14 protein-coding genes are annotated in these 15,611 nt (G+C 46.5%); 7 read left to right on the forward strand and 7 right to left on the reverse strand.

Annotated features, from left to right (window positions below):
- Positions 1–4 precede the first annotated feature (4 nt).
- The 3 genes from MHI01_RS12635 to MHI01_RS12645 all read right to left on the reverse strand — a co-directional run bounded on the left by MHI01_RS12635 (position 5) and on the right by MHI01_RS12645 (position 5,831).
- Complete coding sequence (locus MHI01_RS12635; RefSeq protein ID WP_340984854.1) at positions 5–2,998, reverse strand: glycoside hydrolase family 9 protein; 2,994 nt, start codon at positions 2,996–2,998, stop codon at positions 5–7.
- A 342-nt stretch (positions 2,999–3,340) separates the two neighbouring features.
- The gene (locus MHI01_RS12640) at positions 3,341–5,077 is read right to left on the reverse strand and encodes a methyl-accepting chemotaxis protein (protein WP_340983245.1); all 1,737 of its coding nucleotides are present in this window, start codon (positions 5,075–5,077) and stop codon (positions 3,341–3,343) included.
- A gap of 202 nt (positions 5,078–5,279) precedes the next feature.
- The gene (locus tag MHI01_RS12645) at positions 5,280–5,831 is read right to left on the reverse strand and encodes an undecaprenyl-diphosphatase (protein WP_340983246.1); all 552 of its coding nucleotides are present in this window, start codon (positions 5,829–5,831) and stop codon (positions 5,280–5,282) included.
- Between the two features lie 184 nt (positions 5,832–6,015).
- Between MHI01_RS12645 and MHI01_RS12650 the strand changes: the two genes are divergently transcribed.
- Positions 6,016–7,011, forward strand: a complete 996-nt coding sequence (locus MHI01_RS12650; RefSeq protein WP_340983247.1) for an LCP family protein — start codon at positions 6,016–6,018, stop codon at positions 7,009–7,011.
- A 139-nt stretch (positions 7,012–7,150) separates the two neighbouring features.
- Positions 7,151–8,404: an acyltransferase gene (locus MHI01_RS12655; protein WP_340983248.1), complete on the forward strand. Its 1,254-nt coding sequence runs from the start codon at positions 7,151–7,153 to the stop codon at positions 8,402–8,404.
- Positions 8,405–8,441: 37 nt separating this feature from the next.
- Here the strand turns inward: MHI01_RS12655 and MHI01_RS12660 are convergent, their stop codons facing one another.
- Positions 8,442–9,179 carry a hypothetical protein gene (locus MHI01_RS12660; RefSeq protein WP_315373220.1) on the reverse strand — a complete coding sequence of 246 codons (738 nt, stop codon included), beginning with the start codon at positions 9,177–9,179 and terminating at the stop codon, positions 8,442–8,444.
- A 219-nt stretch (positions 9,180–9,398) separates the two neighbouring features.
- Between MHI01_RS12660 and MHI01_RS12665 the strand changes: the two genes are divergently transcribed.
- Positions 9,399–10,346, forward strand: coding sequence for a hypothetical protein (locus MHI01_RS12665; RefSeq protein ID WP_340983249.1), 948 nt, complete (start codon positions 9,399–9,401; stop codon positions 10,344–10,346).
- Between the two features lie 54 nt (positions 10,347–10,400).
- Entirely contained in the window at positions 10,401–10,643 is a 243-nt protein-coding gene (locus tag MHI01_RS12670) for an NHLP leader peptide family RiPP precursor (RefSeq protein WP_091015589.1), read from the forward strand.
- A gap of 77 nt (positions 10,644–10,720) precedes the next feature.
- Here the strand turns inward: MHI01_RS12670 and MHI01_RS12675 are convergent, their stop codons facing one another.
- Positions 10,721–12,583 carry a sensor histidine kinase gene (locus MHI01_RS12675; RefSeq protein WP_282319166.1) on the reverse strand — a complete coding sequence of 621 codons (1,863 nt, stop codon included), beginning with the start codon at positions 12,581–12,583 and terminating at the stop codon, positions 10,721–10,723.
- 189 nt (positions 12,584–12,772) lie between these two features.
- Complete coding sequence (locus tag MHI01_RS12680) at positions 12,773–13,054, reverse strand: hypothetical protein (RefSeq protein WP_282319167.1); 282 nt, start codon at positions 13,052–13,054, stop codon at positions 12,773–12,775.
- A 144-nt stretch (positions 13,055–13,198) separates the two neighbouring features.
- Here MHI01_RS12680 and MHI01_RS12685 point away from each other — a divergent pair, with 144 nt between their 5' ends.
- The 3 genes from MHI01_RS12685 to MHI01_RS12695 all read left to right on the forward strand — a co-directional run bounded on the left by MHI01_RS12685 (position 13,199) and on the right by MHI01_RS12695 (position 14,084).
- Complete coding sequence (locus MHI01_RS12685; RefSeq protein ID WP_017690239.1) at positions 13,199–13,360, forward strand: hypothetical protein; 162 nt, start codon at positions 13,199–13,201, stop codon at positions 13,358–13,360.
- Positions 13,361–13,481: 121 nt separating this feature from the next.
- Complete coding sequence (locus MHI01_RS12690; RefSeq protein WP_036611534.1) at positions 13,482–13,853, forward strand: hypothetical protein; 372 nt, start codon at positions 13,482–13,484, stop codon at positions 13,851–13,853.
- A 39-nt stretch (positions 13,854–13,892) separates the two neighbouring features.
- Positions 13,893–14,084, forward strand: a complete 192-nt coding sequence (locus tag MHI01_RS12695) for a hypothetical protein (protein WP_036611535.1) — start codon at positions 13,893–13,895, stop codon at positions 14,082–14,084.
- 102 nt (positions 14,085–14,186) lie between these two features.
- Here MHI01_RS12695 and MHI01_RS12700 read toward each other — a convergent pair whose 3' ends face one another.
- Positions 14,187–15,401, reverse strand: coding sequence for an MFS transporter (locus MHI01_RS12700; RefSeq protein WP_036612104.1), 1,215 nt, complete (start codon positions 15,399–15,401; stop codon positions 14,187–14,189).
- Positions 15,402–15,611: the final 210 nt, after the last annotated feature.

The following is a 15,611-nucleotide window of genomic DNA, read 5'->3' on the forward strand; positions in this document are numbered from 1 at the left end:
CTAGTTACGGCTCCAAGCCCCATACTTTGGTGTTTCCCTGATACCCTGTTACCTTGTTCCATACGGCAAAAGCCGTCTTGGAAGCATCATAGGAATAATCATTACTTTGATCGAAATTACTCCAGTTATTTTTGGAAAAGCGTGCTTGAATCACGCCGGTCTCTGCTCCAGCGGCCAAACTGCCTGCTCCAGGCTTAAAGCTAATCTCCAGATACGTATCTGCGGTACCCTTCGCCGGATTCACTGCGACAAATGTACCTTCAACATTGGCCGTGCCCATCTCGGCATAATCACACCAGAAGGTCATTTGATCCGCACCATCCTTGGTGAAATAATATCGGATCTTCACGGTACTGAGATCAATCGCCTGTGTTCCGGTATTCTTCACGTTGAACTGCGGAGTCGCCGCATTACTTGAATTCCCAGACCCTCCGCTGCGGTACTGCACTTCGAGTGTACCCGTCGTCACCGGAGGTGCAGAAGGCGTCAGTGCCAGGACATTGGACAGTGTCTGTCCGTTCGCATTCACAGCTGCAATCCGGTAATTGTACGTGGTGCCATTCAGCGCTGTTGTGTCGGTGTAAGTCAACACGGACAATCCGGTTGCCACATCTGCATATGTCCCGCCTGCCACCGAACGTTGTACCTTATAGCTAGTAGCGCCCGAGGCTGCTGTCCAGGTCAGGACCGACTGCGCATCACCAGCTGTCCCACTTAAAGTCAGCGCTCCTGGCACCGTCGAAGCTACTTGCGGGGTAGCCGACACCTGCACAGAACCCGATGATTCCCCTGCTGAATTCACAGCAGTCACTACATAATAATAAGCCGTCCCGTTGGTCAGTCCCGTGTTTGTGTAGGTCAATCCATTAACCCCTGTCGCAACAGTTGTATATGGTCCTCCACTCACCTCGGAACGCTTCACCGTATACGATTCGGCCCCGGATACAGCGGCCCAGGTCAGGTTAACCTGACTACTTCCCGCTACAGCCTGCACGCCAGCAGGTGCGCCTGGAACCGTGACTGGTGTAACACCAGGCTCCTGTCCATACACCTTCACCCCCGCATCATAGACTGGAAGGTATATGCTCTTCACAGGAGTGCCTGTGGTCAGCGTCTGGAACGAATGGTCATTGCTGGCATTCCATGCACCCTGTGGGCCTGTAATGCGGAACTGTACTTCTTTACGATAATTTCCTTCCCCACCTGGATAGATCTTGGTATTACCGAAGTTCGCCGTAATGGCATAGATATGCTGAGCTGCATTCACCACAACTGGTTGAGATACCGTCGCCCCCTCCGTATAGGAGGTTGTCACTTGCACGTCCGATACCGTACGTCCGGCAGCATACACTTCACTCAAATCCAGGAAATACTTAAAAGAAAGTTGATCTCCCATTCGGGCGGGCCAAGCGGAACGATTATTAAGCTGTGCCCTGATTTCCGTATAATTGGCACCTGATGATTTGATCGCAGCTTCCACAAAGAACTCATCTCCCTTCACCTCAGGTGCAGGGAAGTTCGCCAGGGGCTGATGATTCTGACCAAACAGCAAATTCATCTTTGCCAGTGCGCCGGTAAAACCAGCATTGTAATCGGTTGCGACCTCATTACTCACGTAATCCCCGATATCATCGGTATATCCATCCGATGCATCCGGGCCACCGACCATGGCACCATACAGAATGTGGCGATGGTTAGCCGGGATATCTTCGTTATTCAGCCATGAACTGTGAGCGGTCCGATGATGCGGATGTTGAGGTGCATTTTGCCCATATCCGACCACATAACTGCTCTGACGCGGATTATCGCCCAGAATATAATTCATCTGTGAGACAGCAAAATCCTGATATCTTGACTTTTTCACAGGATCACTGACCCAGTCGGAGTATACAAAAGAAATAAAGGATGCATTCGCTGCATATCGGAGCGATCCCCACTGATCCAACCACGCCAGACCTCCTGGCGTATACTTGACTCGTGTCCCATTGACTCCAACCGTCCAATAATCCAGATTGCGCTCAGTCGACTGAATAAATCTTGTCGCCTCCGGCATGTTCAAACTGGACGTAATACGGGCAAGCAGAATCTGGGCACCATAATGTTTACTGTCCCAACCTTGTGTCCAGGTATAGGGCCAATTGGCTGAGCCTCCGCTAGAAGACCACCGGTCCGTAGCTGCAATGGCTTTGGACAAGTAAGCGCTATCATTAGTAGCTAAATAAAGCCATGCGCCACCCCATGCCAACTCGTCTTCGTATCCTGTCCACGAATTATAAAACGCTGCAGCATCAGTGATACAATCGGTGTATTCCCCCCGATATGTATCTGCGAAGTTGTACAGCTCTTTCGCATGTTGAAGCAGTCTGGCCGAATATGCCGGATCATCATCTGCAAATACAATCGATGACGCTGCCAGCGCTGCAGCCGTTTCTGCCGCCAGATCACTGCCCGGGCATGAAGCATCAATCTTGAACGAAGGACGGTTCATCTGCATGACTTCTGCGGGTCCCCACCAGGCATGGTCGGTATTACCTGCCCCCACTTGTCCCCATAATTCATTTGGTTTCGTATGCGCTTTCATAAAATAGTCGGTCGCCCATCGGATATTATCCTTGATCTCCTCCAGTTGTCCGGCCTGTTCATATCCGTCACTGTATTCCACGACAGACCAGGCGAGCATCGTTGCGGAAGCAGCCATCGGAAAACCAAACTTCACGTGATCTCCGGCATCATACCATCCTCCGGTCAGATCAACACCTACATCAGCTCCATCCTGCATGCCCGAATTACCACGCCATTCGACCCGATTACTCGCTGGCAACGGACCCGAGCGCTGTGCCTCATAGAAGTAAATGGCCTTTTGTAGTGCTTCAGCATAGTTCTGATTTCCGGCGGCCGCATCCGCCTTACGAATTCCTGTGCCCATCGATAAACTCCCTGCCAGTAATCCTGCCGATAACGCGATCATAGCGACTCGTCTCCACCAGCTCCCCTTCATGTTCAACTATTCATCTCCTCTTCATCAATATTCCGTATGCATTACTCTGGACTGCAAGTTTATATCGCTCCTTCCCATGGTGTATTTCAGTGTAAGTTACACCATTAATTACCATTATAGCCGTTTGTTTCACCAGCTATATAAGCGTTGGTGACTTCTGAAATAACATTGTTGTGACCTGCTCTGCGTCATGCGACAAAAAAAGCTGTTTCTCTAACGCATATGCGCGTTAGAGAAACAGCTTCTCGCCCTTGTTATCATCAACAGTACAAATCGAATGGCATTCTGACCATCCTGTCAGTATGTTTCTGTACACCTTAGATATCACAGAACATCTCTTAGTTACACTTTGAACTTGTTAATCTGCTCCTGCAGTTCTTCGGCCATTTTGGATAATGAACCTGCGGATGATGCAATCTCTTCCATCGAAGCCAACTGCTGCTGAGTTGCGGCAGATACATTATGAACCCCGCCCGCTGCCTCTCCAGCAATGTTGGAGATTTGACTTACATATCCTACAACCTCAGTTGTACTCGCCGACATTTCCTCTGAACCTGCAGATACTTCCTGGATTTCCCCCGCTACTTTGTTGACCGCATCCGAGATCTGCTCGAAGGCTTGTCCTGCCGCAGTAACCATCTCGATTCCGGCTTCTGTCTCACTGCTGTTCACTTTCACTGCCTGAACAGCATGATCCGTATCTTTCTGAATCAATTGAACGAGATCCGTAATTCTTTGCGCAGATGTAGAAGATTCCTCAGCCAACTTACGCACTTCTCCCGCAACTACGGCGAAACCACGTCCGTGCTCTCCTGCTCGTGCGGCTTCAATGGCTGCATTCAGTGCAAGCAGATTGGTCTGCCGGGCAATGTTGTTGATTACCTCGGTAATGGTTCCAATCTCTGCTGAACGTTCCCCCAGCCCTGTAACCAATTCAGTAAGCGAAGCAATGGAATTTCGAACAGAACCCATCTGTTCAACCGCTTGCTGAATAATCATATTTCCTTCGGAAGATTGATTCGCCGCATCTACAGCAGATACGGATACACTCTGAGCAAGCTCGGCAATCTGCTCTGATCCCAGAGCCATCTCATTCATCGCCTGTGAAGAGCGCTTCACAATATCAACTTGATCTGACGTGCCCACGGCCAGTTCCTCAACCGTTTCGGAAATCTGTTCCGAGGCTTGAGTATTTTGCTCTGCACTTGCAAGAAGCTCTTCCGATGAAGCCGCTACCTGTTCAGAAGTCATCGATACCGATTCAATCATGGAGCGCAAATTACCACTCATGGTATTGAAGGAAGCCGCCAGCGTTCCCAATTCGTCTTTGTTCTTAAGTACAATCGTCTCACCCGTCAGATCACCATTGGCAATAGCCATGGCCGCTTCATTCATCTTTTTGATTGGACGTGAGATGATGCTTGCAATGAAGAAGGCAATGAACACAGCTAGCAGGAATGCAAAAATCGTCACGGCCAAAATCACATTAAATGTATTCTCAGCCAACTCGACAGAATCATTCGTTGCTGCATCCGATCCTTTATTCCCAGATTCGATCAGCTTGGCAATCGTGTCGTTAGCTGTATACCACAATGGATAGGCTTCAGTGTGCAGTCTACTTGCTTCTTCATAGTTATTTGCAATACCGAATTCTATGAATGCAGGCATTTTCTCCACATAAGCATCATAATTCGTACTGAAATCATTGTAGAGCTTCATTGCTTCATCATTGCTCTCAATGAACGTTAGCAGCTGTTTACGCTCATCTTCAATCTTCGTGAGGAGCAACTTTAACGCTTCATTCACCTTGACGTTTTCTTCTTCGTCTTGTTCAACGATAATCGCCAACGCCAACCGCTCTACATCCGAAACATCACCATTTATCATACCTAGCAGGCTTACACTCGGCATCCAGGTCTGGTCCACATCATTGGCTTTACCAGACATATTATGGATCTGTATTAACGCATAAACGCTTACAACAATCAACAGAGCCACGACTATGAGAAAACCAGTCAGTAACTTGCCTCGAATCGTTAACTTCAATATCCCCAACTTATTCCCCCGCGTGTCTTCCATGTGTCCCACTCCTCAAAATAATACATATTTATAATATATCGTCACCTATCGTCATGAATTGTAGATGTTAGGATTCAATTTCTATAAATTTCATGTAACTTCGAACATAACACAAAAAAAGTCTCCCATCTTTGGCAGAACCAGAGATAAGAGACTTCTTTCAATAAACTACCAAAACTTCACTAGACATTACTTTCAAAAGCTAACGAAAAACACGACGGTGTATGTTAATGAAGAAGTCGGGAATCGACTTGGTATAATTGCGGGTTGTAATCAGAACCACACTAAGCAGACTTCCGAGAATGAATCCTCCCAGAATATCTCCTGGATAATGCACACCAACATATACACGCGACACCCCTGTCAACACAGCGAGTAACAACATCCATGACCCGAAGCGACGTCCAATAAAGAATGAAGCAGCCGCTAGAGCAAATACAGCGGAAGCATGTTTACTTGGAAAAGAAGGATCAGGTACATGGGCAACCAGCTGATGCACAGTCCCTTCCACAAAAGGTCTTGGATGACCGACCGCTGGTGATATCCCCCATTTGGCCAGAACTAGCGCTACAATGGAAGCCACACAGGCATAAAAAACAATTCGTTGTTTCGATGGATCGCCGAGAAACCATACGATAACGAGCAGTGCAATCATGACCCAAACCGCATACTCGGATGATGTGATCATAAACCAGTCCAGAAACGGTATTTGGTCTGCAAACTGATTAATCCAATTAAATAGTGATTGATTCATAACTGGCTTTTAATACCCCCATTACACAAAACAAGATTATTTTTTACATAATAAATATACACTAACTATTTGTCAAACATTCCTCACATTGACCGAAGTTACGAAATCAAAGAGGACATTTTGCTTTCTTTTTGTTAAACTAGTTTGGGTTACATATCAGTTCAATCATAGAAAGGTGAAGATTATGCTTAAAAAATGGTTATGGGGTACAGCCCTGACCCTGGCACTTGCGATTACAGGTGTCGTTGTATATTACGGATATTCGATTGTTCATTTTGCCAATAGCATCTCCACGGCTTCCGGGACTTCATCCAACTCGTCCTCTTCCGGCACAGACAGCGATTCAGACACACCAACAACAACGATTCCCAGATGGGAGGGCCAGGAACGAGTGAACATTCTGCTCCTTGGTGGAGACTCGAGAGGCGACGATGCAGGACGCTCAGACTCGGTCATGGTCGCTTCCATTGATCCGGTCACCAAGAAAGCCCATCTATTCTCCGTACTGCGTGATACCTATGTCGCCATTCCCGGGCATGGCAAAAGCAGACTTAATGCAGCCTTTTCCTACGGGGGTGCGGAGCTGACCAAACAAACCGTCAGTGATCTGCTCGGTATTCCCATTCAGCATTATGTCTACACAGACTTTACAGGTTTCATGGCACTTGTTGATGCGGTAGGCGGCATTGAGATCGATGTGGAGAAAGACATGTATTACACCAGTAAAGCAGATAAACATATGTACGACATTGACTTGAAAAAAGGATTGCAGCATATGGACGGCAAAACCGCCCTGCAATATGTTCGGTTCCGGCATGATGCCACATCGGATTTCACCCGTACCGAACGGCAGCGGATCTTCATGACCGAGCTGGCCAAGAAAATGCAGAGCACTACGTCGCTCTTCAAAATCCCTGATATCCTGGAAGCGATCGCTCCCTACATTGAGACGGACCTCAGTCCAACCCAGATGTTAAAACTCGCATCACTTGGCTTCGATATCCATGTGAACGATATCGATCAGCAGCAGATTCCACCGAACAAACTACTCACCAATGAACTCGTCGGCTCAGCTCAGGTGCTGGGTGTTGATGTAACCAAACTCCAGTCCTACATTCAGAAACTGTTTGAAGAAGATGCCGAGTCCTCAGAGACTCCATCATCAGAGGAACAGAACTAAAACAAGCATGAGATATATCAATAGAAAAGACGGCCAAAGCCGTCTTTTTTTGTACCTATTTTCTCCATTTAATGCAGTCTTAATGTTTAACGGGTACCCTTATATGATGAACTCCGGTTCCTGGAGGGAGGATTACAATGTGAAAAAACCGCGAATAACGGAATGGACCGAACTGCGGGGCATTGCCTTTCTGGCAATCGTCATGCAGCATAGTATCGCTGAGTATATCTATCGCGCTGATATTGAACAACCGGATTCCATTATGCTGACCATGATTTATCATCTGACCCGATTTGGTACGCCAACGTTTGTATTTCTATCGGGTGTAATGTTGTTTTACCATCATCGTAACACCAAACCGGAATATCCTCGCTTCATTCGAAAGCGATTTGGCGATATCTATATGCCGTTTGTCGTATGGACACTGATCTACTGGCTTTCTGTCCGTATCTTCACCCCCGCGTTCTGGCTTGCAGGCATACCGGATTTTCGCAGTCTGATTCGTGAACTGTTTATACCACAGACGGGATATCATCTCTGGTTTGTCATTATGGTGTTTCAATTCTATATTCTGTTCCCCCTGTTCTGGACAGGAGCAAAAGCCATTCAGAGACGTATCCAGAACACCTCACGTTTCACGCCCATGCAAGTCATTATCGGACTAATTCTCTTTGCAGCAGTACTATATGCCCTGCTTATGCAATGGTCCTACTATAATATGGAGGGCTGGACAGAATCCATGTCTGAGCCTTGGTCAACGTTGCTGCAATATCGCTCCTATTCATGGGTGATGTACTGGTTTTACTTTTTACTGGGTGCCGTATGTGCCTGGTCAGTGGATAGCTGGAGGAGCTGGACCACAAAGATCCTGCCATGGACGATCTGTCTGTTTATAGGGATGTATATATGGCTTGGTTACGATGTGCTGCGTGGGTCCGGGGATGTTGTTAATCTGAATATCTCCACCTATCTGAAACCAACCACATTCCTGATCATTATGGCTCAGATGTTTATGATGTATGGTTTCCTTGTACTGATGCGGGGCAAAGATACATGGTTTCAGCGCCTCTTAGCCTGGATTGGCCGCTATTCATTTGGTGGATATCTGGTTCATGCACTGGTGATCTACGCGATCGCTTACGTCACCAGACCGCTTCAACTCAGTGGATGGCATCTGCCTGTAACGTTGCTATCGTTCCTTGTAACAGTTGGCATTGCTCTTGCAATCAGTTGGGCGCTGTCCAAGCTTCCTGGCTCACGTTTCACCGTAGGGTTAATGCGCAAACCACGTTTAACTCCCAATCCATCAGCTGCTATGGACAAAAGAAATTCACCTGAGCGAACTCCGTCACCCGGCTCAACTCGCAGTCCGGGAACGAGTGAGCCGTTTTAGAATAAAGAAGAGCGTCCCCTCACGGAGACGCTCTTCTTTAATTTACTTCGCTCGAAGTTGATCGTCCAGGAACAGGTTCCTGGGGACCCGGGGCTGGATGTACGTTGCCCTTCTGATTCACAAATCTCTTCAGATCACCCGTTAATTGTTCCTTCAGCTTGTCCACCAGCTGCGTTTCACTAATGCCTTTTGCCTGAGCAATCTCAGCCAGGGATTTCCCTCCCTGAAGCTGCTCATGCAGTTGAGCAGGGGTCACTCCAATAAACCGGGCAATTTCGCCCTTATCTACCATGGAACGTTTGCCATGGTGGGCAAATTCACGCCGCAAATCACGCAGCGGGGTATTAATGACCTTTTTCAACTTGGTATCCATGTCCGCCTTCGTGGCTGCTGCTTGTTCCTTGGTGAGACAACCTTCTTCCACAGCTTGATCCAGACGCTGTGCAAGTGTAGGCTTCAACTTCTGCAATAACTGTTCCTCACTAAGTCCCTTACGCTCTTTCGCAATCTGGGACAACGTCTTGCCAAGTTCCATCTGTTCTTTCAGATCCCGAAGTCCAATCCCAAGCAAGTCTGCCGTCTCACCAATCATAAACAGACCGTGTCCTGCCTGCATGCATGGCTTCGCTGGTTTACCGGAGGAAGAAACTTTTGACGCATCGTCATGTTCCTCAGCCCGAACCGTTGAATCAGCAAAAGCTACATGTCCTGTTGCTGCTGTTATGACTACGGCCGCCAATCCGGCTGCCATCCATGTTTTCCATTTCAAATTCATTTTTCTGCCGCCTTTCCGATGTCGAAATCCTGTGCCTTCCTAGTTTGAGCCTAAAATCCACTTTTTTATGCCATAAAATACAAAAAGTCATCATTTTTCTCACAATTGATCACAAAAAATCCTATTTTTTTCAGTTTATTTCCGCTATACTAAATGTAACTTCATGATCTAGTCGAACAGTCCTTAGTCACCTTATCGCAGGAAGGACGATATGTAATAATGCTGAGAGATTGGTTAGATCCGTTTAGATCCGATCTGGAGGTCGTGTTTGCTTCAGCGGAACAACTCGTACGGGAATATCCCGAACCCTTGTCAGGACATGCATTAGAGCAGCTTCGTTCGGTTAATCCGCTGTTACGAGATTCGGGACACAGCTACATCGGGTACATCACTCCACTTTGGATGCAACACTCAGATAAACTACCCCCAGAGAAAGCACACCAATTAAGTACAGCCTGTCTCATCCATATGTTATATTTTCTGAATCAGGACGACGTGATGGATGAACAACCGGAGAATGCCACATTGAAGTTATCTCTTGGTAATCTATATTACATGGATGCACTTCAATCTTACTCGGTATTATTCAATCCTTCCTCCACGTTCTGGGTCTATTTCAGACAATATGTAGTGGATTGGGCCGTGAGTGTTACGGGTGAGCATTCCATTGATTATTTCCAACAGAATCCCTTGTTGATTGCGCAAAAGGCTGCCCCTCTCCTCATTGGAGCTACTGGTGCACTGCTTCTGCTGAATCAGTCCGACCGGATCATCCCGGTGTGTTCTGCCATCAACATCACACTCATGACACTCCAGATGACCGATGACTTCACAGACACGCAACAAGATGCTGTGCATGGAAACTACAACAGCTACCTCTCCCACATATCCGCAGCATTGAATCATAACTATCCAGTTCATCCTCTAAGCGACCGTATACATGACAATGTATACAATACACAACTCATGAACTCTTACGTAGACATTGCTTATCACTATAATCGTACACTAACATCGTCTAACTTAGGAATATCGCATCTTGAGGCGTTTAATTCTTATTTATGCAACACTTTAGTAAAAGCTGTTCAGGACATTACACAACGGAAGAAACAGCTCCTCCAAGGTGGGTTTCATCACTGGATTAGCGAGCAACAGTTGGGATTCTGAGCATAACGACTAAGCTGATTCAGTTTAATTTTAAATATGAAGGGAATGTTGACGATGATGGTATCAGAGAAAACGTTGCATGAGGATATTATTGAAAAGGCTTGGACTGACGAGCACTTCAGACAACAATTGCACTCCAATCCGAAGCAGGCGCTTCGTGAAGCGTTTGGCATCGTAATTCCGGAGCACATTCAGGTCCGTACTGTTGAGGAGCAGCAGAATGACTATGTACTTGTCATACCTCCCAATCCTTCCAAAGTAAATTATGATGTGAATTGCGGACCTTGGAGAAGTTAATTCGGGTGAGCTAATCTTGTAGTGTAAGAAATTAGGGGTAGGAACAAAAAAAGCCGCTGTATCCTTCTGTGAGTTCGTCAATCGACGAACTCGACAAAAGTTACAACCGCTTCTGTTCCTACCCCTTTGGTGCTTGTAAAGCTGATCTGTCCTTGCATCGCTTCAACAATACGGAATGTCACCATCATGCCGAGGCCTGTGCCTTTGATTTTATTGGAGAAATAAGGCTCGCCCAACCGGGAGAGTGCTTCCTCGTCCATTCCTTCTCCGTTATCCCTGACATGCACCTTAATCATTCCGTCCTGCTTGTACGCCCAGATATCAATCTGGCCTTGTCCCTGCAGAGCTTCAATACTGTTCTTAATAATATTGATAAAAGCCTGCTTAAACTTCGAGGAATTGCCTCGAATATATAGATCTGGCGGAATGTCAGTGGTGATTTTACCACCTTCCAGATTAGCCATCGGTACAAGAATGCCTTCAATATGATTGAACTCATCCGAGATATTGAGCGAGATAATATGATCAAACTCAGGTTTGGCAAAGGTAAGAAAATCCGTTATGATGCCCGAAGCCCGATCAAGTTCTTCCAGTGCAATTCGCACATACCCCTTATTTTTGTTGTCTTCCTGTTCCGTCATAAGTTGCAAGAACCCTCTTGTCACCTGAAGTGGATTACGTACTTCATGGGCAACGGAAGCGGCCAATTCACTAATAATCTCCATCTTTTCGGATCGCTGCAACTCATTGTTGAACAGCTCCAGTTCCTTGGAATACTCTAGAACTTTAGTATGTTTTTCGGCAAAACGACTTCCGAGAATGGCAATCAACGAGATCACAAATGCAACCATGGACCATTTCCACCATAACAGATGATACGTCCCACTCCGCTGATAATACCATAACAGTTCAGCCACACTGATCAAGGCAAATGTACCAAATCCCGTTGCAAGCAGCATAGCTTCCCGATTTCGTTGCAGCGCTTTGGCGATAGTACCAACTAACAGGATTGTCAGCAGAATGACCAGCACAATGCCAACCACACGCTGTACGAGCAGATTGTAGAGGATCTCCCATTGCCCACCTGAAGTAACATAGATAAATAGAGAGAATACAGCGATAACTGAATATATGAATAGTATTTTTCGCAGTTTGGTGAAGATTCCATGCAGTCCTGGCCCGATAATCTGTTCAAAAAAATAACATAGCGCTGGCATACCCAGCAGCATCGCCAGATCAAAGACTACGGAATACAGGTCACCATATACCTGATAGAACGTATACAAAAATTGCGAGTACGTGATGATCATCGTGCCGATGGAACCCATCACGATGCATAGCGAGATCCATAATCCCTTATGGAATTTGCCAAGGAAGAATGTACAACTCAGCATCGTAATCGCTGTGAACACAAAGGTCGCGCCCAAAATTACATCAATAAGTCCGTTATGAATATATTTCTCCTGTAACGCGGCATAAGGTCCAACCTGAACAATACCTTGTATCCCCAGACGGCCTTTTTCATTTTGCGACCATACATAGAGCGTGTCACCTGAATTTTCGCTGGATAAGGGCAGCAACACAGCATTATTATCATAATTGTAATGATAGTTCTCGTAGACCTTGCGGTCTTCCAGATAAACAACAATATGATTGCCTTTAATGTTCTCAAATCGAATGGCTGAACTTTCCTCACTCAACTCAGGAATGGTCAGGCGAGTCCATAAAGAATTCGATCGATCCGTATTGCTATACTCTAACTTATCACTGCCCTGCTTTTCCCATATTTCGTCTGCTCCCTTAACCTCACTGATGAATCCTTGATCGTCAACGTTCCCCCATTTTACTTCCCATCCTGTAATGGATACAGGTTGCTGAACCACTCCTGTAGTTGCAAAGACTATCCCATGTGGCATGCCTAGAATAATCAATACACTCATCCATAAGATGACGATAGCTTTGGGCACATTTTTCATTCACAGCACCTCAAAGTTCTAATTTTCCCTATCTTAGATTCTCTCATTTATCATTCGCCACCGTTTGTCACGTCACCTTCTTGAGATAAAATGAAATTTCACATTTAAGTCGATTTATAGTCTTATTTCCATTTTATTGTTAAAGTTATCCGATTAATCATGCAAGTCTTCGAACTGGTTCACTATCATTTCCCGTTCTTTCTGTTCAACTTGACTGCGAAATTCAAGCCACTGCTCTGTCTCCTCATCATCATAGATGGTCCATATGTCGGAAAAAAGGAAATCCCGTAACTGGACAACTTGCCCGGACCATATACCGCCTACCCAAAACAAACCATCCGGACGACGGATGACGGTACGGGAGAACCCGGGTGTGGACGCCTTTTGCCCGATACGGATGCGTGTGATCATATTACCCAGTGTATACCAGTCCACATGAATCCCTCCCTTACATATTCAAGCTTCATCATAACATAGGCAAAACAGGAAAAGCTGTAAAAACGGTGGCTGCGATTCAATCCTTTGCTCCGGGTGTAATGGTTTCTCAAAGCAAACAAACACGCTAAGGAGATGATTACAATGAATGAGCCCCATCGTACGGTTGAGGTAGAACATAAGGATGTTCAGCATAAATCGGATTCAAGTATGGTCGCTTCCACATTTATTAAATATGCCGCATATATCATTATCTTTTTCGGATTCTTATACTTCTTGGTTAAATATGTATTCCCCAAATTCTAAGGCATTCATATCGTAGTGAACACCCGGAGATAATAACCTGTGCAAGATTACAACACTAGCGCTTTGGGTAACTACGGAGTAAGAAGCTTTGGACAACCGACAATGAAAGGAAGTGTTACTCATGTCTGACAAACCAATTAGTAACGAAGAGAGCGACCGCTATTATGACCGTTATCAGAGGTCCCGCGATATTCCACCAGAGACGGAAGTCCCGGAAGGCGATATGGACACCTTTGATGAAGTTTCCGGCAGACGGATTGTTACGGAAGATTCGGATCTGGCACCCGTAGCCGCAACCGCTGTGGATGAGCCGGAATTGGATTCACGTTTGGCTGAGACACCGCTGGAATCTGTACCGGATGCAGATCTTCTGCAACCGAACAGTCCGGTTGATCCTGCTGCACCCGATCCGGATGCGTTGCATGGTACCGACTTGCTTAATGGTGCTGGTGCGGATGCTAAACCAGAGAACGACATTCCACCGCGACATTAACAGCTGTTATGACATCCTGAATGAGGAGGTGCATACACGATGAAGGAAGATCGCCAAAAGCATGTGCATGAACCGGATAATCTCGTGACCGAACGGGATATTGACCCGGACTTCGGACTGTTCACTGAGGACTCCTTCCCCGAAGCACTTGAGGATGAGGATCAACGTGATGCGGTCGAGCATGCCATTCCCAAAGAGAAGGCTTCTCGTAAGCCCTCTTCGGATGACTAACTTATATAGATCCGTAGTAGACTTAAAAAAGATGACGTCTGTAATTTCACAGCGTCATCTTTTTTGTTACCTGTAAGTTCACGTACTCTTAGTGATTTAGCATCATCGCTTAGCGGAAACCTTACTTGCCACGGGCAGTTTGTGATCCAATCCTGACCACTTCGCTACCATCGCAGTGATGATCAATGCCACTCCATTAATAATAAATATCCAGCGTATCGGCAGCCAGCCCCCAAGTACACCACCAATAATCGGTCCCGCCATCGTCCCGATCTGGGCAGCGGATTGATTCAGACTAAAAGCCCTGCCCCGGAAACTCGATGCGGTAGCCTGCACAATCATGGCGTTAATTGCTGGAAATACAGCCGCAAAGAATAAACCATACACAAATCGTAAAATGCCGAATGCGATATATCCTGTTGTAAAGAACTGCAGAAGATTCCCTACAGCCCCACCAACAAGTCCAATGATCAACACTTTACCGTATCCAATCCTTGAACCAATCTTGCCCCAACGCGGTGCCATAATAACTGTTGCTACCCCCACCGCTGAGAAAATAATACCCGAGCTGAGTGAGGCACGATCCGGCTGAACGCCCATCTCCATCACATAGACCGTCAATAATGGCTCCAGAATCATGACGGAGAACGTACATATGCCCATCATGCCAAGCACCGTCATAAACAAACGATTCGCTCTTGCTTCACGAATGTCATCCATGACGTGGGAACGCGCTTTGTTCCGATTGAAGTTCTCTTCTTTTACCCAGAAGGTTGCGATGATCGCGGAGACTAACACAACAATAGCCGAAAACAAAAATGCATTCCGGTTGCCATAATAATGACTCACCACGCCACCAATTAACGGTCCGATAATACCACCAGTGGCTCCTGCAGTGGACATAATACCAAGTGCATAACCAGTCTTCTCTTCAGGTGTATTCGTGCCTACCAGGGCTATCGCTGCTGGAACAAACCCTGCAAGCAGACCTTGAAACAATCGAACAACAATCAGAGAATACGGGTCCTGCACGAAATAATTAATTAAATACAAGACGGCAAGGCTGTATCCCGACCGGATCAGCATGGGCTTGCGTCCGTATTTGTCAGCCAGTGATCCCCAGAACGGAGACACGAGTGCACTCGCAAGAAACGTAATGCCAAATGCCAGTCCTGACCATAACTCCAGGTGATCACGAACCCCCAAGTCAGCACTTAGAAACAGAGGCAGAAATGGAATCGAGATCGAATAGGCGGTGCTGCAAAAAAATACACCAATCCACAATATGACCAGATTGCGCTTCCACGAGAAGTTCATATACCCGCACGCCCTTTCCGTTACTGACGCCGGGACTGCCGTGTATTGGAGCGGACGGAACAGACCCGTACGTCCCCGATGCGGAAGCATTTTCCTTATTTTACACCCATCATTCTATGAAGGCCATCCCTTGTTCACCACAAACACATGTATTACATTGCCATCTTGTCCACAAAAACGGTATGATAGTTGGGTAAATATCCAAATATG

This window comes from Paenibacillus sp. FSL M7-0656, from assembly GCF_038003225.1.
In the GTDB taxonomy this organism is placed as follows: Bacteria; Bacillota; Bacilli; order Paenibacillales; family Paenibacillaceae; genus Paenibacillus; species Paenibacillus amylolyticus.